The following is a 19531-nucleotide window of genomic DNA, read 5'->3' on the forward strand; positions in this document are numbered from 1 at the left end:
ATTTGAAATTTGTGACAATTTTTAGCATTCTAAAATTGCGTAATGACGCTATTTAAAGCCTTTAACAAACTATTGAGCTTTCTATTTTTTTCATTTTAAAAAGGATGGCTATTCGACTTAAATGACTTACTATATAACCTCCTATTTTCCGCCTTACCCTCATCATATTTGATGCATCATTTTATAGTCAAAGAATTACATTTCATACAAACTAGCCAATCAGACATAAACATGAAATTGATTTTAAAAATATAATGTGCAAAATTGTTAGAAAATTAGCAAAAATAGTACTTATTCATTTAATATCTGTTATAATCAGTTTTATCATTTAAAAAATCTATGGATGTTATCAAGACAAGTCATTAATACGTAACATAAAGTTGTGATTTTTCAGAATTTTTAGACAAAATATTGATTATTTGTGCTATGATATAACATATTAAAAAACACCGTATAGAATTGTTTATGAATGTTTGGGAGGAAAGTTTATGGGAAGTTTTTTCAATAAAATAGCACGAAAAGAGGATCCGGCTATCTATCAAAATAAAGATGGTCATTTAAAGCGTACACTTCGGGTGCGTGATTTCTTAGCTTTAGGTGTAGGAACAATTGTATCGACATCTATCTTTACGCTACCTGGCATTGTTGCTGCAGAACATGCAGGACCGGCCGTTGCGTTATCATTCTTACTCGCTGCTATTGTTGCTGGTTTAGTTGCATTTACTTATGCAGAAATGGCTGCCGCTATGCCATTTGCAGGTTCAGCCTATTCTTGGGTCAATGTATTATTTGGTGAATTTTTTGGATGGGTTGCCGGTTGGGCTCTATTAGCTGAATATTTTATCGCCGTAGCCTTTGTTGCATCAGGATTCTCAGCGAATTTACGCGGACTTGTGAAACCAATTGGCATCGAATTACCTGCAGCATTATCAAATCCATTTGGTACGAATGGCGGTTTTATCGATATTATTGCTGCTATCGTTATTTTATTAACTGCATTATTACTATCACGTGGTATGTCAGAAGCAGCACGTATGGAAAACATTTTAGTTATTTTAAAAGTATTAGCTATTATTTTATTTGTCATCGTAGGTTTAACAGCAATAAATGTTAGTAACTATGTGCCATTTATTCCAGAACACAAAGTAACTGCTACAGGTGACTTTGGTGGATGGCAAGGCATATATGCTGGTGTTTCAATGATTTTCTTAGCGTATATCGGTTTCGATTCTATCGCAGCAAACTCAGCAGAAGCACTTGACCCTCAAAAGACAATGCCTAGAGGTATTCTTGGTTCTTTAAGTGTTGCTATCGTATTATTTATTGCTGTAGCACTTGTGTTAGTTGGTATGTTCCATTACTCACAATACGCAAACAATGCTGAACCTGTTGGTTGGGCTTTACGTCAAAGTGGTCATGGTGTTGTAGCAGCTATTGTTCAAGCTATCTCTGTTATCGGTATGTTTACAGCATTAATTGGTATGATGTTAGCAGGCTCACGTTTACTTTATTCATTTGGACGTGACGGCTTATTACCTTCATGGTTAAGCCATTTAAACGACAAACATTTACCTAATCGCGCACTAGTTATACTTACTATTATTGGTGTTTTAATTGGTTCTATGTTCCCATTCGCATTTTTAGCACAATTAATTTCAGCAGGTACACTTGTTGCATTTATGTTCGTTTCATTAGCAATGTATCGTTTGAGAAAGCGTGAAGGTAAAGATCTACCAATTCCTGCATTTAAATTACCTTTATATCCTGTGTTACCAGCAATTACATTTGTTTTAGTATTGCTAGTATTCTGGGGATTAGGATTCGAAGCGAAATTATACACTTTAATTTGGTTTATTGTTGGTATCATTCTATATTTAAGTTATGGACTTAGACATTCTAAGAAAAATGATGTAGCTGAATACCACCCACCAAAATAAAAAATCAAAAAAATCATTTCCCATCTGATTAACATCCAGATGTGGAAATGATTTTTTATTTTATATTAAGATAATCGCTATTACCAACCTTGTCCAGATATGTCATATTGATCTAAGTTACCTGCTTCCAAAGCAGTCAGTGCATCTTCTATAGTGTTTAACGCCGTGTCTAATTGCTCATATGTTATCACCAATGGCGGTTGGAATCGCAACACATTTCCTGCTACAGCTATAATAACTACGCCATGCTCAAAGCAGTAATTACAAATTTTAAGTGCCGCACTGGCATCACGTGTTTTGAGTTTTTTGTCGGAAACAATATCAATACCAATGCTCAGACCTTTACCTCTAACATCGCCTACACTATTGTATTTAGATACCCATTGATCCATTCGTTTCCTAACATATTCCCCTTTTTCCGCACTAGCCTGAAGAAGCGACTGATCTTCAATCATTTGAATTGTGGCTAATGCAGCTTCACAACTAACTGGATTAGCACCTGTTGTAAATAAATGTGCTGGTGCTTCTAAACAATTCATAATCTCTTTGCGTCCAACAATTGCTGACATGGGCATACCACCTGCTAAGGATTTTCCGAAAGTGATTAAATCAGGCGTAAAATTAAAATGCGAGACTGAACTCCATGTACCTGTTCGCCCAAAACCTTGTTGAATATCATCGACAGCGATTAAAATACCATGTTCACGACAAATCTTTTCTAACGCTTCAAAATACCCTGGAACTGGTTCTAAAAGTCCACCATCGCCTTGTATCGTTTCAATAACAATACATGCTACTTCGTCAGCAGGTACATATTTCGCAAACATTTCTTTTAAGGGTGCTAAATATTCTTCTACTGAATTAGCTTGTGGCTGCTCGTACATACCACGATATTTATCTGGAAACGGAATATGATAAAAACCATTCAATAACGGACCATAATGTTTGCGCATATTTAAACTAATAGCTGACATAGACAATGAGCCAAAAGTTGAACCATGATATGCATTAGTGAAACTAATGATATAAGGACGCCCTGTATATGCTCTGGCAAATTTAATGATGCCATCATTTGCGTCTGATCCGGTTAATCCGAAGGTCACTCTTTTTTCAAAATCTCCAGGTGCAAGCTCACAAAGCTTCTTAGCTAAACGTACCAACGGTTCATGATACATATATGCTGGTGTATAATGAATAAATTTATCAACTTGTGCCTTTATCGCTTCTGTTACTTCTCTAGGTGCATGACCTACGTTTTGAGAACTTGCACTCGATAACAAATCGATATATGTCTTCCCCTCAATATCAACCAATGTTGCTCCATATCCATGATCAATCACTAACGGATAATATTTAATACGTCCTGATTTCGCAAAATAATGTTCATCCTCTTGAATTAATTGATGTGCTTTACTCATATACATTCCCCTCCCATTGACAGTATTAATGTGCAAGCAAAGTGGCCTCTCTTAAATCGATTATAAAATCCGATTTAAAATCCTGCTCAAATACCGTCATGCCTCTATGAATACTATCCAATATACTAATAAAATTCAGATTTGTAAATATATTCTGATAATTAAGAATTTTATATCAATCTACTTTGTTTATGCGCATAATTTTGTTCGATTAGGGAATTGTTTACTATATTCCATTTGACTCTGAGGTGATACGAATGCGTTTAAAAGTATTGTTCCATTTCATTGCTGCTATTTTCATATCATTCATGTTGCTATGGATGACCATGTTGTTTGACTTAATAAGCAATCAATCACATTTAAAAGCTTTATTATTGAATTTAGATTTTCTAATTCCTTCTGACAATACACCATATATTCTAGAAATAATATGTCACTTACTAATTGGTAGCGTCATTTATTTTGTATTTGTGTTGCTGTTTCATACTTCTAAAAGGCTTTACTATCTATGTTATATCCCTTTATTTTTCTTATTTATAGCATTGTATCCCTTTTTAGTATTTATTGCGCAACGTCCAATTTTTCAATTTAGTGTGACAGAATTAATCGGTTGGATTATTACACATATTTTCTTTATGTCATTAATGGCGTTAGTCATACCTAGAATAAAATAATATTTTTAATTAAACTGACAATTATTTTTCACATTTTATACACTTTTCAAGGTTTATGACTTGAGAAATGTTCTCATTTTTATCATACTGGAGGTGTATTGAAAAGTTAAGGAGTGGAAAGTATGAATAAAGAGCAATTAGAAAAAATGAAAAATGGAAAAGGCTTTATTGCCGCATTAGACCAAAGTGGTGGTAGTACACCAAAAGCACTTAAAGAATATGGTGTAAACGAAGATCAATATAGCAATGAAGACGAAATGTTCCAACTTGTTCACGATATGCGTACACGTGTGGTAACTTCACCTTCATTCTCACCAGATAAAATTTTGGGTGCTATTCTTTTCGAACAAACAATGGATCGCGAAGTAGAAGGCAAATACACTGCAGATTACTTAGCTGATAAAGGTGTTGTTCCGTTCTTAAAAGTAGACAAAGGTCTTGCTGAAGAGCAAAATGGTGTTCAATTAATGAAACCAATCGACAACTTAGACAGTTTATTAGACCGTGCAAACGAACGTCACATTTTTGGTACAAAAATGCGTTCTAACATTTTAGAATTAAATGAGCAAGGTATCAAAGACGTTGTTGAACAACAATTTGAAGTTGCTAAACAAATTATTGCTAAAGGTTTAGTGCCAATTATCGAACCAGAAGTTAATATTAATGCAAAAGACAAAGCTGAAATTGAAAAAGTATTAAAAGCTGAACTTAAAAAAGGTTTAGATAGCTTAAATGCTGATCAATTAGTAATGTTGAAATTAACAATTCCTACTGAACCAAACTTATACAAAGAGTTAGCTGAACATCCTAATGTTGTTCGTGTCGTTGTATTATCAGGTGGTTACAGCAGAGAAAAAGCAAATGAATTACTTAAAGATAACGATGAACTTATCGCAAGTTTCTCACGTGCATTAGCTAGTGATTTAAGAGCTGATCAATCTAAAGAAGAATTCGATAAAGCTTTAGGTGATGCTGTAGAATCAATCTACGACGCATCTGTAAACAAAAACTAATTTATACATTAAACGTATTTTTTGATATAAACTACTAAAAAGGACTCATACATGTGCTTTAAGGGCATTGTGTATGAGTCTTTTTTGATTAAAGTTGAATTTGCCGTATGTATTAGATTACGTAAAAAAATCGGACAGCTGAAAAATCTTTAAGATTTCTCAGTTGTCCGATTTTAAATATAGCTATTAGAATTTAGTTTTCGTAGTAACCTAATTCTAAGTCTTTTGAAGTTTGTTTACGGATTTTTCTCATTAATTTTTCGTCTTCAATTAATGATTCACCGTATGATGGAATCATTTTCTTGATTTTAGGTGCCCATTCAGTTTTGTATTCAGGGAAGTTACGTTCTAATACTTCTAACGCAACTGAAACTGAAGTTGAAGCCCCTGGTGATTCACCTAATAATGCAATTACAGTGTGGTCTTGTGAGTTAACCACTTCTGTACCGAATTGGATGAATCCTTTACCGTGTTCAGGTGTATCTTTGATAACTTGTACACGTTTACCAGCAGTGTATAATTGCCAATCTTCATTACGTGCTTCTGGATAGAAAGTACGTAAGTGGTTCATACAACCTTCTTTTGTCATAATCACTTGATCAAATGAGTATTTAATTAAAGGTAAGTTTTTAACTGCTGCTGCTAATAAAGTTGTAATGTTGTATGTTTTAACAGACTTGAATAAATCTAAGTTAGAACCATTTTTCAAGAATTTAGGTCCAACATTAGCAAATGGTCCAAATAATAATGTTCTTTGACCATCAATGTAACGCGTATCTAAATGAGGTACAGTCATTGGTGGTGTACCAGGTGGCTCTTTACCATAAACTTTGGCATCGTGTTGTTCAATAACTTGTGGGTTTGTACAAGCTAAGAATTGACCACTGATAGGGAATCCACCCAAATGTTTACTTTCAGGGATACCTGTTTTTTGTAATAATGGAATCGCTCCACCGCCAGCACCGATGAATACATAGTCAGTTACTTGTTTGAATTTCTCACCAGTTAGGCGATTTTTAACAGTAACTTCCCATTGACCATTTGATAATTGTTCAAAATCAACAACTTCATGGTTAAATTGCACTGTAGCATTTGGATGTGCTTCAATGCTTTTAGCCATTTTACGTGTTAATTCACCGAAGTTTACATCTGTACCTTCGTCAATTTTACTTGCCGCCATGATACCAGGGTTATCTTCACGGCCTTTCATCATCAATGGAATCCATTTTTTCATTACTTCGATGTCTTCAGTATATTCGATATTATCGAACATAGGGAAAGCTTTCATCGCTTCGTAACGATCTTTTAAGAATTTAACATTGTTTTTACCTCTAACATAACTGATGTGTGGTAATGGATTGATAAATTCTCTTGGGTTCTCGATGCTACCGCTTTTCACTAAGTGACCCCAGAATTGTTTTGAAATCTCAAACTCTTCGTTAATCACTTTCGCTTTTTCGATGTCGATAGAACCATCAGGTTGTAAAACTGTGTAGTTCAACTCACATAATGCTGCATGACCCGTACCAGCATTATTTCTTTCGTTTGAACTTTCGATTGCAGGACGATCCAAGCGTTCGTAAACGTGGATATTCCAGTCTGGCTCAATTTCTTTTAACATTGAACCAAATGTTGTGCTAAGTACACCGGCTCCAATTAAAACGATGTCTTTACTATTAGACTTAGCCATTGGTTTCACCTCTCCAAAAATTGTAAATGTGTATCATCAATATGAAAGTTACATAAAACTGACATATTTCTTTAAAATATCAACGCCATAGATAACTTCCTGTTTTAATTGATACGCTGTAACAAAATACTATAGTTAGTGCTTACATGTATATGTTAAAGCAAGCAGTGGTAAATGTAAATTATAATTATTCATTAACTTTGCAATATATTAAATCTTTTATTCATAGAAGATAAATATCAAATCAATCATAATTATTTGACAACAAATAGCTAACGATTGTTTTAATCTACATTTGGCTTATAGCATTTTAAACCTATACTCTATTTTGATACAATATAAGTGTAAAATCAATCATAAAAAGGAGATTCAATATCTGCATCCAAGAAAAACATTACAATTACCTTTAATATTGAAAATTATTTTGAATCTTGCACTTATAGGTATTGTAATTATCGTTCTAACACATACTGAGTTTCAACTTAATGCCGGTGATAGTAATGTGTTTTTATTAAACTGGGATATTCGAGGTTTAACATCTTATATTTTCTCATTCTTAATACTGGTTGCGCTTGTTTCTAAACTAATTTTAATATTTATAACTAGACGACAAAGAACATCATAAATAAACAAGCAGTCCAGTGCGTATCATCATACCTTACGCATTGGACTGCTTTGCTATGTTTATTGATTGCTATCTTTTTGTTGTTGCCATTTTTCTATTTCAGAATCTCGTAGTTCAACACGACGAATTTTACCTGAGTTTGTTTTTGGTAAGTCGTCAACGAATTCAATCTCTCTCGGATATTTATATGGTGCAACTTCATTTTTAACAAATTGTTGTAGTTCTTTAACTAACGTATCATCACCCGCAGTATGGTCCTGTAAAATAACGAATGCTTTAACAATATTTCCTCGTATATCATGAGGTTTTGCTACTACAGCACATTCTTTAACGGCTGGATGATTCGTTAACGCATCTTCAACTTCAAAAGGCCCAATCGTATAGCCTGAACTAATAATAATGTCATCTCGACGTCCTTCAAACCAGAAATAACCATCATCATCTACATGAGCTAAGTCACCAGTGATGTAGTATTTACCTGTTTGCGCTTTCGCCGTACGTTCTGGCTCTTTATAATACCCTTTGAAAAGTGCTGGCAAATCAAGTGGTACTGCAATATTCCCTTTCGTATTAGCAGGTACGCTATTCCCCTCATCATCTACTACAGTGACCGAACTACCTGGAATGCCTTTACCCATTGATCCAATCCTCTGTGGTGTATCTTTTAAAAAGCCTATAAGCAAGGTACTTTCAGTCTGGCCATATCCATCTCTTACAGTTAAATTAAAGTATTTCTTGAATTGTTCAACTACTTCTCGATTTAGTGGCTCACCTGCAGAAACGGCACTATGTAAATGCGTTAAGTCATAATCATTTAAGTTCTGTAATTTAGCCATCATACGATATTCTGTCGGTGTACAACATAAAACATTAATTTGATATTTTTGAAGCAATTCTAAGTATGTTTCAGGACTGAACCTTCCATTAAATACAAAAGCAGTTGCACCTGAACCTAATACAGATAAGAAAGGACTCCATACCCATTTTTGCCAACCTGGTGCTGCTGTTGCCCAAACTAAGTCATCTTCATTAATACATAACCAATGTTTTGGTGCCATTTGTAAATGTGCAAATCCCCATCCATGACAATGTGTAACGGCTTTAGGATTGCCAGTTGTACCAGATGTATATGACAGAATCGCCATATCATCACGCGTCGTATCTGCCATTTCTAGTTTGTTACTTGCGTTTTCTTTTTCAGCTTCAAGTGAAATCCATCCATCTTTTTGACCGGCAATAACAAATTTAGTTAACGCATCATATTCTTTAATTTTTTCAAATTCAACTGTGAATGGCTCTAGTGCAATAACTGCATTTATTTCACCGTGCGTGATACGGTATTGTAAATCTTTAGTTCTTAGCATTTCAGAACATGGAATGATTGCAACACCTAATTTTAAAGCAGCAATATATAATTCATACGTCGCAATAGATCGTGGCATCATAATGAGTACTTTATCGCCTTTAGATAAACCGTGCGATGCTAAAACATTACCTACTTTATTAGACTGTTCAATGAGCTGTTGGTAAGTGACTGATATATCTTCGCCTTCAGTATTATGATATAAAATTGCCTTTTTATCTGGTATGTGGCTATATTTTTCGATTTCCGAAATAATGTTATATTTTTCAGGCGCGAATAGAGCTGACTTTTGCATAACTAACTTCCTTTCATACATCCACTTTCCCTGTGATGAACATTGTAATTTTATAAATGAATTATATATATCATACGCCTATCTTTACAGAATTTTCAATTAAATAGGGTTAAATACCAAAGTCCTCGGCACTACACTTTGCCATGACGTAGCATTCAAGGACTTTCAAATGATTGAGGGTTGATATCTCGGGCTAGACCATATCAGCTAATTCAATACGAATATTGTATGATAATTCACGATTAATTATTTTTACATCTGCACCTTTCGAAGTGCCACGATGCTTGTGTGTATGCTTGTACTCAGCTGAATTTTGCCAATGATAAAATGCTTGCCTATTTTCCCACAGCGTAATAATGATATAGTGTCTACCAGCTGTTCTAGGTCTTAAAAACCTTAATGCTTTAAACCCATCAACGTTTTTTAAATGCTTATTACGTTGCAAAAATTTTTGCTCGAATGTTTCTTCTTGTCCTTCGTTAATATATAAATGATTTAACACACATAATGAATCATTTGATAAATCATTTATCGCTTCTAGCACATCGTAATATGCAGTGTCATTATTTTTTTGTATTGTGAGACAATCATCCAGTTCTTCTATTAAATAACTTCTATATTCATCATAAATGTTCATAATAAATGCCTTCATTTCATTTATATTTTTGGTCATATTACTTTATATCTATGACTAATTCATTCCCGTATTTATTAATTACAATCATAGTTTGGCTTCTTTTTAAAAGATAAGACTTTGTAAAAAGTATTAATATTTCATGCAAATGGGGACAGGAGTCGCCCACTATTTTTGTGTCTTCAATTTCATGATCATTATTTAACATTAGTCATGAAAATAGCCGACAACTTCATCTGTGAAATCACCGGCCTTTTATTTTAGCTAACTTTATTTCTGATTTTACGATTTTAATTGATCATACAGAGAAAGTGATCTTTTTACAATTTCTAAAAACTCATGATCTATATTGGACATTTGATGAAAATAAGACAAAATGTTTTCTGTTAGCTTCTCTTGTTTTGGGAATGAATCATCTTCTTTAATCCAAATCGCTAATTCGCCTAATGGTGTTTTATCATCTTTAAATGTTTGTATATATTCGTAAAAGCTCATAGTATTCCTTCTCTCAATTTACTTATATAAATCCTACCACGAAAGCTTTCAAGAAAACACAATTAAATGTCTATTTAGTGAACTTTTTAAGGTTGTACACTCTTTTAATGTCTGCCAATTAGGTCAATTAATCATCACAATGTACAATTAACTCTATTTTCAGTTCACTTACTCACACACCGTTTTTAAACAACACATTAACTTCTCATTTAGATAAAACGCAAAAAAGTCTGGCACCAATACAATAGATGCCAGACTAAGAGTCTACTATATAAATTTATTTAGCGTATGGTTTTACTTCGATTGCACCTTCATTTTCATCATGAACACCATGCTTATAATAATCAATATATTGTGGCTCTAAAGGCTTTCTGCCACGTATAATGTCTGCTGCTTTTTCAGCTAACATTAAAACAGGTGCGTGTATATTGCCATTTGTCGTACGTGGCATAGCGGATGCATCAACTACACGTAAATTTTCCATACCGTGGACTTTCATTGTTAACGGGTCAACTACTGCCATTGGATCTGAAGCAGGACCCATTTTAGCACTACAAGATGGGTGTAATGCTGTTTCACCATCTCTACGAACCCAATCAAGAATTTCTTCGTCTGTTTGCACTTCTGGTCCTGGTGAAATTTCTCCACCATTGAATGGATCCATTGCTTTTTGAGATAAGATATTTCTTGCTACACGAATTGCTTCTACCCATTCTTTTTTATCTTCTTCTGTTGATAAATAATTAAAGCGGATACTTGGTTTTTCGAATGGATCTTTAGATTTGATTTTCAAGCTACCACGAGAGTTTGAATACATTGGTCCTACGTGAACTTGATAACCATGTGCGACCGCTGCCTTTTGACCATCATATCTTACAGCTATTGGTAAGAAATGGAACATTAAGTTAGGATAATCAACTTCGTTATTTGAACGTACAAATCCGCCACCTTCAAAATGGTTAGATGCTGCTGCACCTGTACGTGTGAAAATCCATTGTAAACCAATAAATGGCATGCGCTTGATATCTAAGCTTGGCTGTAATGATACAGGTTCCTTACATTTATGTTGAATGTATACCTCTAAGTGATCTTCAAAGTTTTCACCCACACCTGGTAAATGAACACGTGGCTCAATGCCTTTTGATTTTAGGAACTCTGAATCACCGATACCAGATAATTGTAGTAATTGTGGCGTATTGAATGCCCCACCAGACAAAATGACTTCATTAGCATCGATGGTATGTAGTTTGCCATTTTTCTTATACGTAACACCAGTTGCTCTTCTACCTTCATAATGAATTTCAGTTACAAAGGCACGTGTTTCAACGGTTAAGTTTTTACGCTTCATCGCTGGATGTAAATATGCTCTTGAAGCTGACATTCGGCGACCACGATGTACTTGACTATCGAACGGTCCAAAACCTTCTTGTCTAAATCCATTCACATCAGGTGTTTTATGATAACCTGCTTCAACACCTGCATCAAAGAATGACTGGAATAAAGGATTCGTTGCTGGCCCTCGTTTTAACTTAATTGGTCCATCATGGCCTCTAAATTTATCATAAGGCGCTGCACCGTATGTTTTTTCTAATTTTTTAAAATACGGTAAACAGTGCGCAAAATCCCAAGTTTCCATACCTTCTGGTTCTGCCCAGCCTTCATAGTCCATTGGATTACCACGTTGATAAATCATGCCATTAATCGAACTTGATCCACCTAAAACTTTACCTCGGGCATGTGCTACTTTACGACCGCCCATATGTGGTTCTTCATCTGTTGAATAAATCCAATCGTAAAATTTATTGCCTGAAGGGAACATTAACGCAGCAGGCATTTGGATAAATAAATCCCAAAAATAATCACTGCGACCCGCTTCTAATACTAAGACTTCTTTATCTTTATCTTCACTCAGACGATTACCTAGTACAGAACCTGCACTGCCTCCTCCAATGATGACATAATCATATGATTTATTTTTGTTACTCATCGTTATGACCTCCAAAGTTTGTTGTATTTCAAAGTGAGTATTGCATGAAATATTTGTTAGTGGCTGATTGGTTATCGTTGAATTGCTAAACTTGGCTAACCAAAACACTCGATTTTCCTTTTACGATTGTTACTAACAGTCATGAAATAATCTATGATTCATTTTGCGTTTAGTCCAAATTATCAATCAACATTTCGCCACTTATACAAAACAAAGTGAGTGTCTTGTGTTCTTACAATGGCACTCACCTTATCTAATTTTTATTTGCTAAACCAATTCACTAATTGTGGATTTGTATTTGTTAAAATGTGTTTTGAAACAAGGTACTCTTCTAAGCCTTCTTTGCCTAATTCTCTACCGATACCTGATTGTTTGTATCCACCCCATGGCGCTTGTGCAAAATATGGATGGAAATCATTAATCCACACCGTTCCAAGTTTCAACTTGTTAGCAACGCGTTGTGCTTTTCCAATATCTTTAGAAAATACAGCACCTGCTAAACCATATATAGAATCATTCGCTAATTGAATCGCTTCTTGTTCAGTTTCAAAGCCTTCTACAGTAACGACAGGTCCGAAAACCTCTTCTTGTACAATACGCATTGACGTATCACAATTTGTAATGACTGTTGGCTCGAAGAATAGACCATCTTTTAAATCGTCTCTATCTGGACGTTTACCACCAACAGCAATTGTTGCGCCTTCTGCTTTAGCTACATCCATATAAGATTCGATCTTATTACGATGTTCTGTTGAAATCACTGGTCCCATTTCAGTATCAGCATCAAAACCATTACCTAATTTGATTTTTTTCACGCGATCAATAAGTGCTTGCTCAAATTTGTCTTTAATACTGTTTTGTACTAATATTCTTGATCCTGCTGAACAAACTTGACCTGCATGAAAATATCCACCATTTAACGCTTGGTCTACTGCCAATTCAAAATCAGCATCATCAAAGATAATGTTTGGATTTTTACCGCCAAGTTCCAAGGCAATATTCGTAACATTATTAGCAGCATTTTTCATAATATGCTTACCAGTCTCAATGCCACCTGTAAATGATACAAGGTCAACCTCTTTATGACCTGACATTACGTCACCAACTTCAGAACCTGCACCTAGAATAAGATTAATTGTTCCTTTAGGGAAACCAACTTCTTCCATTAATTCAAAAACACGTATTGTTGTTAATGGTGTAATTTCACTTGGTTTCATAACTAGTGAACAACCCGTAGCAAGCGCTGGCGCAATTTTCCATGATGCTTGTAATAACGGATAATTCCAAGGTGTAATTTGTGTAACTACACCTACTGGTTCTTTAACAATTTTGCTTTCTGTATCTGGAATTGGTGAATCAATCATTTCGCCACCATCTTTATCTGCTAATCCAGCAAAATACATAAACACATTATGAATATCATCCATATCTGCATATGATTCTTCTAACGTTTTTCCAGTATCTAATGTTTCTAATCGTGCTAACGCTTCGCGATGTTCTTTGATCTTGTCCGCGATGGCACGTACTTTTTTACCTCTTTTTTCAGCAGTTTCTTGCGACCATTCACCAGACTCAAACGCACGTCTTGCAGCTAAGATTGCACGTTCTGCATCCTCTTTTGTCCCTTCAGAAACCGTAAATATCACTTCTTGATTGTAAGGATTGATAATATCTCTTGTATTTTTATTCGTGCTTTCAACCCACTCACCATCAATATATTGACGCTGAGATAAATGTTTTAAAAGTTCCATTCAACAACCTCCGTTAAGTTTGTTAAATTTTTATTTAACGAATTTTACAAACTTATGTTAGCATAGAAATGAAAAATGTGTCAATTTACAAAACAACTCAAGAATTAAGTTTTGTAAGTTCGTTAGATTTTTATTTAACGAAACATTTAACTTTAATGCTTTAAATATTTTTAATGTCTTTTTTTAGAAAAGGTTTTATAATGTATTAGTATTTATTTTAACGTGAACAAAATGATGTACGGAGGTGCAATGATGACTCGTTCTCAGAACAAACAGCAACAATTAGAACAAGCAAAAGATATTGTAATTAATTCAATTGGACAGACAATGGATTTGTATGGCACTAATAGAAGTGTAGGAAACTTATATGGCACTATGGTGTTTGAAGGCAGTATGACGCTTGATGAAATGCGTCATCAATTGCAAATGAGCAAACCAAGTATGAGTGCTGGCGTTAAGAAATTGCAGGAATTTGATATTGTTAAACAACAATTTACGAGAGGAAGCCGCAAACAACATTTTATCGCCGAGAAAGACTTTTTCATCTTTTTCCGAAACTTTTTCACTAAAAAATTTCAGCGTGAAATTGACATCAATGTCGAAGCAGTAAAAGATGCTCAAGCTATTATCAATCCATTACTTGAAAGCAGTGATTTAACTGAAGCTGAAACACAAGAGGCACAAAAAATTAAAGCTCAGCTTGATCATACACATGTTTATTACGAATGGTTAGAACAGTTAACCGAAGCGATTGAAAGCGGTGAAATTTTCAAATATTTCCCAATTCCAGAACAGCCTTCTGATTCTGAAAATTAAAATTAGCCTCGGACAGCGGCAATGATGATTATGCATGATGAAAACAATACAATAGGTCCACGAAATAAACGGTAATTTCTATCTCAATAAATAGAAATTACCGTTTTTGTTTTATATGACAATCAATTATATACTTATAAAATTCAAAATCTTATGCATCATTATTTGAATTATAAATTATCGTCTTGTTCTTCTTCTGATACTTGAACGATTCGCAATGAACGACGTTCAACTTCTTTTAATTTTTCAGCACGCGTTTCAAGTTTAATTCTATCGCGCCCTAAAATGATTAAAAATGATATCATCATGAAAATAAAAATAACAATTAATGGCACACTTGCCAGTATTGAAGCAGTTTTCAATACTTCTAATGCACGTTCGCCACCAACTAGCATCAATGAAAATGGCAATAAGCACAATGCAAATGCCCAGAATAAACGATTGGCACGTAATGGTTCGCCTACCACTTTTTTCTGAGATGCTGCCGCTAAAATATATGAACCCGAATCAAATGTTGTTGCTAAGAATAAGAAAGCAGATACTAAGAATAGTACAATCATCAATGATGGGAATGGTAAATGATGCACCACTTCAATAATGGTTGCCTCTGTACCATGTGTATTTAAATATTGTGTTACATTAAACTGTCCAGAAATTTGTAAATACACAGCATAGTTACCAAAAATACCAAAGAATAATACACATCCAAGCGTTCCATAAATAATTGTTCCTAGCACGACTTCTTTAAGGCGTCTACCTTTTGAAATTCTAGCGATAAATAAACCGATAAATGGCGCATATACTAACCACCATGACCAGTAGAATATTGTCCAGTCTTGTGGGAAATTCGTTTCTTTTCGACCTTTAATACCACCGAATGGTTCTAACCATGTTGCCATATGGAAAAAATCTCTCAACATATTTCCGAACCCTGTCACTGTCGTTTCCATAATAAAAACAGTCGGTCCAATAATAAATATAAAGGCTAAAAGTACAAATGATAGCCAAACGTTGATATCACTTAACTTTTGAATACCTTTTTTCAATCCTGTATATGAACTAATAGCAAATATGACCGTAATCGTTAATAAAATAGCCGAACGTAAAATCATATTTTTACCATCTAAACCAGTTAATCTTTCTATGCCTGCAGAAATTAATGGCACACCTAACGCTAGTGATGTTGCCGCACCACCTAGCAATCCAAAGATAAATAAGATATCTACAACTTTACCTACAAATTTATCTGTTTGACCTTTTAAAATCGGACGACAAGCTTGACTAATTTTATACACCGGTTGTTTTTTAACAAACACTAAATAACCAATTGGTAATGCTGGTAAAACGTAAATAGCCCAAGCAATTGGTCCCCAGTGGAACATACCATATTGCGTCGCATATTGGAGTGCTTCATCACTCATACTTTTCGCGCCATTTGGTGGAACTTGATAGTAAAAAGCCCATTCAATAACGCCCCAGTATAAAATATCAGAGCCTATGCCTGCACAAAACAGCATTGCCGCCCATGTAAATGTATTAAATTCTGGTTTATCACTTGCTTTACCAAGTGTGACATTACCATATTTACCAAATGCGATATACATTACAAAGCAAAAAATCGCCAGCCCCATAAATAAATATATCGAACCAATTGAATCAGAAATGGCACTATTAATACCAGTGATGATATCTTCACTTGCTTTTGGAAAAGCCATCATAGGTATAACTGCAAAAAGAAGTACAGCTACTGTCCCTATAAAGGTCGTCCAGTCCATAACTTTCTCTTTTTTCAATTGTGCTCCCCCTAATTATTAATTTTATGAATCCTGTTTCGATTTATCTCAAAATGTAATAATTATATTGATTCACAAAATTGACAATAACTAATATTTAATAATAATGCAAATTTCATACAATTTGAAACTTGGCAATTATTGAATATTTATATAATTTTTCTCGTAATAAACAAAACTTTAATAGCGCTAAAACAGCTGTGTTAAGTTATGATTTAACGAATTTAACAAATTTTACTAGGACGGCATTTAAGAATATTTATACGTTTTTAACGAATATTTATTTATTGTAAAACGCTACCAAAAAGTTAGACTTCCTTCCCACTAAAGTACCACTTTTTTCTTTCAACTTTTTTAAAAAACGGATATGCAACTTTTAGTATTGGTATCAAAATGATTGTTAGGTCATATTCTATCAATATATTTTTCTAAAGAATTGCTTTTATTAACTTTCAATTATGTACCTAACCTAAAAAGAAGCCAAGGCAACGAATGTTACCTTGACTTCTAATACATATTCAACTAACTATATATTCAATCATACGCGCATGCGAGAGTGATTGTTGTACATCTATAATGCGTTGATTTAAAGAACCTTTATATGGTAAATCAGGTTTGAATAAGTGTTGTATAAATAGACCATCTACTAAAACGTCAATGTATGATAATAACTCTCGACGTTCTGTACAATCATTTGCTAAATATTCATATAAAAATCCAGTCCATACCCAAATTGTCTTTGTATTTCCAAAACGTGCTCGAAATGCTTTGACAAGATTTAATGTAATATCCAAATTACAAAATGGTTCGCCACCTAATAGACTTAGCCCAGATATATAATCATGATCGCAATCATCTAATATTTCTGCTAATATTTCATCAGTGTATTTCTCGCCATATCTGAACTTTTGTGAGGCTTTGTTATAACATCCAACACAATTAAATGGACATCCTGATACATAAACACTGCATCTTACTCCTTCACCGTCAACAAAGCTATTTGATTCTATTTTAGCAATATAACCTTGTCCTTGTTTAATGTCTAAAAGTGTCATTCTTTAGGCGCTTTCATATGTTTTACTCGTGCGCAAATTTCTTTATGACGGCCTTTAATTACTGGACGTTGAACTGGATTGCCTAAGTAACCACATGTTCGTTTAACGACATCAACTGTTTTAGGATTATCATTGCCACAGTTCGGGCATTTAAATCCTTTTTCAGTTGCTTCAAAATCTCCATCGTAATCACATTCATAACAATGATCAATCGGAATATTTGTACCTAAGTAACCAACTTTGTCATAAGAGTAGTCCCATACCGCTTCTAGTGCTTTCAAATTGTGTTGCAATTTCGGATACTCACAATAGTGAATGAAACCACCACTCGCATAATAAGGATAATCTTTTTCAAAATCTAACTTTTCAAAAGGTGTAACATCTTTACGTACATCATAATGGAAAGAGTTTTGATAATATCCTTTATCTGTAATGTCTTTAATATCTCCAAATCTCTCTTGGTCTAAACGACAAAAACGATCCGTTAGCGATTCACTCGGCGTACTGTAAATACTGAACCAAATGTCATATAATTCTGTCCATTTCGTTTGATAACGTTTCATTTCTTTAAGAATTTCAAGCGTAAATGCTTTTGCTTCTTGAGATGTTTCCCAGTCTGGACCATAGAAAACAGTAGCTGTTTCATACAACCCTATATAGCCCATTGAAATCGTTGCACGTTTATTTTTAAATAACTCAGCAACATCATCTGTTTCTTTTAATTTATAGTTAAAAGCGCCACTTTTATATAAAATTGGTGCGTTATTCGGTACAGCATCTTTCAAACGATTTATACGATAAAGTAATGCATCATGTAACACATCGATACGTTCATAAAAGATTTCCCAGAATTTCGTCATATTACCGGCAGATTCTAATGCCATTCTAGGTAAATTAAGTGTAACAACACCAAGATTACAACGACCATTATTTTCAAAATGACCTTCCGCATCTTTCCAACTTGGTAAAAATGAACGACAACCCATTGGCGCTTTGAAATCACCTAATATTTCTACGAGTTTGTCATAATTTAAAATATCTGGATACATACGTTTCGTTGAACACTTTAATGCTAGTTGTTTAATGTCATAGTTCGGATCTTGCGGACTAAAGTTGGTTCCTTTTTTAATTGAAAATACAAGTTTTGGGAAAATCGCTGTCGTGCGGTCTTTTCCTAAGCCTTTGATACGAGTATTTAAGATAGCTTGTTGAATTTTGCGACTTAAATGATCTGTACCTAAGCCGAATCCTAATGTTACAAAAGGTGTCTGTCCATTAGATGTATATAAGGTATTAATTTCATATTCTAGACTTTCAATCGCATCATTGATGTCTTTAGTGACTTGTTGATCAACATAACGATCAATTTCAGATTCTTTGACAAATTGCTTTGCGATATTTCTATGTTGTTCTTCATTATGTCGTGCATATGTACTAAGTAATTCGTCAACGCGGTCAACCGTACAGCCACCATATTGACTGCTGGAAACATTGGCTATAATTTGTACAAGCTGCGCTGATGCAGTTTGTATTGATTTTGGTGAAGTTACATTCGCGTTGCCTATTTCAAATCCATTATGTAGCATATTTTTAGCATCTATTAAACAACAGTTTGTTAACGGTTGGAATGGATGATAATCTAAGTCGTGAAAATGTATGTCCCCTCTTTGATGTGCATCTGCAACGTGCTTTGGTAATAAATAATTTAATGCGTAAGATTTAGAAACGATACCTGCTGTTAAATCTCTCATTGTTGAAAATGTATCACTATCTTTGTTGGCATTTTCGTTAACAATAGCAGGATCTTTAGAAATCAAACCCGTTAATGCTTCTTCGATTTGATTCATTTTACCCCTTCTTCCTATATATTGTGTCTACTCATTACGTTATACCACTATATATAGTATTTTCAAATTTTTATTAGTCTGTTAACTAAAACGTCACAAAGTTATTAACATTTAGTGAAATTCATATTTCTACACAAT

General features: G+C 34.1%; 18 protein-coding genes. 7 read left to right on the forward strand and 11 right to left on the reverse strand.

Annotated elements, in window-relative coordinates:
• Positions 1-488: 488 nt before the first annotated feature.
• Complete coding sequence (locus tag NSS86_RS11995; RefSeq protein ID WP_000534425.1) at positions 489-1937, forward strand: amino acid permease; 1449 nt, start codon at positions 489-491, stop codon at positions 1935-1937.
• 80 nt (positions 1938-2017) lie between these two features.
• Here NSS86_RS11995 and NSS86_RS12000 read toward each other — a convergent pair whose 3' ends face one another.
• The gene (locus NSS86_RS12000; RefSeq protein ID WP_000030072.1) at positions 2018-3355 is read right to left on the reverse strand and encodes an aspartate aminotransferase family protein; all 1338 of its coding nucleotides are present in this window, start codon (positions 3353-3355) and stop codon (positions 2018-2020) included.
• Between the two features lie 257 nt (positions 3356-3612).
• Between NSS86_RS12000 and NSS86_RS12005 the strand changes: the two genes are divergently transcribed.
• On the forward strand, positions 3613-4029 hold the full coding sequence (locus NSS86_RS12005) for a hypothetical protein (protein ID WP_001237629.1): 417 nt from the start codon (positions 3613-3615) through the stop codon (positions 4027-4029).
• 122 nt (positions 4030-4151) lie between these two features.
• Positions 4152-5042 carry a fructose bisphosphate aldolase gene (locus NSS86_RS12010; protein WP_001031409.1) on the forward strand — a complete coding sequence of 297 codons (891 nt, stop codon included), beginning with the start codon at positions 4152-4154 and terminating at the stop codon, positions 5040-5042.
• Positions 5043-5235: 193 nt separating this feature from the next.
• On the opposite strand, the gene lqo is transcribed toward NSS86_RS12010, so the two are convergent.
• Positions 5236-6732, reverse strand: coding sequence for an L-lactate dehydrogenase (quinone) (lqo, locus tag NSS86_RS12015; protein ID WP_001130051.1), 1497 nt, complete (start codon positions 6730-6732; stop codon positions 5236-5238).
• 295 nt (positions 6733-7027) lie between these two features.
• Here lqo and NSS86_RS12020 point away from each other — a divergent pair, with 295 nt between their 5' ends.
• On the forward strand, positions 7028-7357 hold the full coding sequence (locus tag NSS86_RS12020; protein WP_001791980.1) for a hypothetical protein: 330 nt from the start codon (positions 7028-7030) through the stop codon (positions 7355-7357).
• A gap of 59 nt (positions 7358-7416) precedes the next feature.
• Here NSS86_RS12020 and NSS86_RS12025 read toward each other — a convergent pair whose 3' ends face one another.
• From NSS86_RS12025 to betB, 5 genes are all read right to left on the reverse strand, one after another.
• Entirely contained in the window at positions 7417-9015 is a 1599-nt protein-coding gene (locus NSS86_RS12025) for an AMP-binding protein (RefSeq protein WP_001172341.1), read from the reverse strand.
• Positions 9016-9208: 193 nt separating this feature from the next.
• The gene (locus NSS86_RS12030) at positions 9209-9652 is read right to left on the reverse strand and encodes an antibiotic biosynthesis monooxygenase (RefSeq protein ID WP_001028775.1); all 444 of its coding nucleotides are present in this window, start codon (positions 9650-9652) and stop codon (positions 9209-9211) included.
• 279 nt (positions 9653-9931) lie between these two features.
• On the reverse strand, positions 9932-10144 hold the full coding sequence (locus NSS86_RS12035; RefSeq protein ID WP_000011688.1) for a sterile alpha motif-like domain-containing protein: 213 nt from the start codon (positions 10142-10144) through the stop codon (positions 9932-9934).
• Between the two features lie 277 nt (positions 10145-10421).
• Positions 10422-12131 carry a choline dehydrogenase gene (gene betA / locus NSS86_RS12040; RefSeq protein WP_000066521.1) on the reverse strand — a complete coding sequence of 570 codons (1710 nt, stop codon included), beginning with the start codon at positions 12129-12131 and terminating at the stop codon, positions 10422-10424.
• 260 nt (positions 12132-12391) lie between these two features.
• A complete protein-coding gene (gene betB, locus NSS86_RS12045; protein ID WP_000421713.1) occupies positions 12392-13882 on the reverse strand; it encodes a betaine-aldehyde dehydrogenase in 1491 nt (496 codons plus the stop codon).
• Between the two features lie 68 nt (positions 13883-13950).
• Between betB and NSS86_RS12050 the strand changes: the two genes are divergently transcribed.
• Both NSS86_RS12050 and NSS86_RS12055 read left to right on the forward strand, forming a co-directional pair.
• Positions 13951-14046 (forward strand): hypothetical protein, encoded by a 96-nt coding sequence (locus tag NSS86_RS12050; RefSeq protein ID WP_001789908.1) that lies wholly within the window; start codon positions 13951-13953, stop codon positions 14044-14046.
• Positions 14047-14134: 88 nt separating this feature from the next.
• Entirely contained in the window at positions 14135-14698 is a 564-nt protein-coding gene (locus NSS86_RS12055) for a GbsR/MarR family transcriptional regulator (protein WP_000198598.1), read from the forward strand.
• Positions 14699-14868: 170 nt separating this feature from the next.
• Here the strand turns inward: NSS86_RS12055 and NSS86_RS12060 are convergent, their stop codons facing one another.
• Positions 14869-16491 (reverse strand): BCCT family transporter, encoded by a 1623-nt coding sequence (locus NSS86_RS12060; protein ID WP_000711870.1) that lies wholly within the window; start codon positions 16489-16491, stop codon positions 14869-14871.
• Between the two features lie 131 nt (positions 16492-16622).
• Here NSS86_RS12060 and NSS86_RS12065 point away from each other — a divergent pair, with 131 nt between their 5' ends.
• A complete protein-coding gene (locus NSS86_RS12065) occupies positions 16623-16784 on the forward strand; it encodes a hypothetical protein (protein ID WP_001791976.1) in 162 nt (53 codons plus the stop codon).
• 15 nt (positions 16785-16799) lie between these two features.
• On the opposite strand, the gene NSS86_RS12070 is transcribed toward NSS86_RS12065, so the two are convergent.
• From NSS86_RS12070 to nrdD, 3 genes are all read right to left on the reverse strand, one after another.
• Positions 16800-16910, reverse strand: a complete 111-nt coding sequence (locus NSS86_RS12070) for a hypothetical protein (RefSeq protein ID WP_001791975.1) — start codon at positions 16908-16910, stop codon at positions 16800-16802.
• A 99-nt stretch (positions 16911-17009) separates the two neighbouring features.
• Entirely contained in the window at positions 17010-17546 is a 537-nt protein-coding gene (gene nrdG / locus NSS86_RS12075) for an anaerobic ribonucleoside-triphosphate reductase activating protein (RefSeq protein ID WP_000173331.1), read from the reverse strand.
• The gene (nrdD, locus tag NSS86_RS12080; protein WP_001071729.1) at positions 17543-19393 is read right to left on the reverse strand and encodes an anaerobic ribonucleoside-triphosphate reductase; all 1851 of its coding nucleotides are present in this window, start codon (positions 19391-19393) and stop codon (positions 17543-17545) included. Before nrdD ends, nrdG begins: the two co-directional genes overlap by 4 nt.
• Between the last annotated feature and the right edge of the window lie 138 nt (positions 19394-19531).

It is taken from the genome of Staphylococcus sp. FSL W8-0056 (assembly GCF_037963075.1).
GTDB lineage: Bacteria > Bacillota > Bacilli > Staphylococcales > Staphylococcaceae > Staphylococcus > Staphylococcus aureus.

Excerpts from the sequence above, each read along its gene's own strand:
- NSS86_RS11995 (WP_000534425.1), top strand. The coding sequence starts at position 489 with ATGGGAAGTTTTTTCAATAAAATAGCACGAAAAGAGGATCCGGCTATC.
- NSS86_RS12000 (WP_000030072.1), bottom strand. The coding sequence starts at position 3,355 with ATGAGTAAAGCACATCAATTAATTCAAGAGGATGAACATTATTTTGCG.
- NSS86_RS12005 (WP_001237629.1), top strand. The coding sequence starts at position 3,613 with ATGCGTTTAAAAGTATTGTTCCATTTCATTGCTGCTATTTTCATATCA.
- NSS86_RS12010 (WP_001031409.1), top strand. The coding sequence starts at position 4,152 with ATGAATAAAGAGCAATTAGAAAAAATGAAAAATGGAAAAGGCTTTATT.
- lqo (WP_001130051.1), bottom strand. The coding sequence starts at position 6,732 with ATGGCTAAGTCTAATAGTAAAGACATCGTTTTAATTGGAGCCGGTGTA.
- NSS86_RS12025 (WP_001172341.1), bottom strand. The coding sequence starts at position 9,015 with ATGCAAAAGTCAGCTCTATTCGCGCCTGAAAAATATAACATTATTTCG.
- NSS86_RS12030 (WP_001028775.1), bottom strand. The coding sequence starts at position 9,652 with ATGAACATTTATGATGAATATAGAAGTTATTTAATAGAAGAACTGGAT.
- NSS86_RS12035 (WP_000011688.1), bottom strand. The coding sequence starts at position 10,144 with ATGAGCTTTTACGAATATATACAAACATTTAAAGATGATAAAACACCA.
- betA (WP_000066521.1), bottom strand. The coding sequence starts at position 12,131 with ATGAGTAACAAAAATAAATCATATGATTATGTCATCATTGGAGGAGGC.
- betB (WP_000421713.1), bottom strand. The coding sequence starts at position 13,882 with ATGGAACTTTTAAAACATTTATCTCAGCGTCAATATATTGATGGTGAG.
- NSS86_RS12050 (WP_001789908.1), top strand. The coding sequence starts at position 13,951 with ATGAAAAATGTGTCAATTTACAAAACAACTCAAGAATTAAGTTTTGTA.
- NSS86_RS12055 (WP_000198598.1), top strand. The coding sequence starts at position 14,135 with ATGACTCGTTCTCAGAACAAACAGCAACAATTAGAACAAGCAAAAGAT.
- nrdG (WP_000173331.1), bottom strand. The coding sequence starts at position 17,546 with ATGACACTTTTAGACATTAAACAAGGACAAGGTTATATTGCTAAAATA.
- nrdD (WP_001071729.1), bottom strand. The coding sequence starts at position 19,393 with ATGAATCAAATCGAAGAAGCATTAACGGGTTTGATTTCTAAAGATCCT.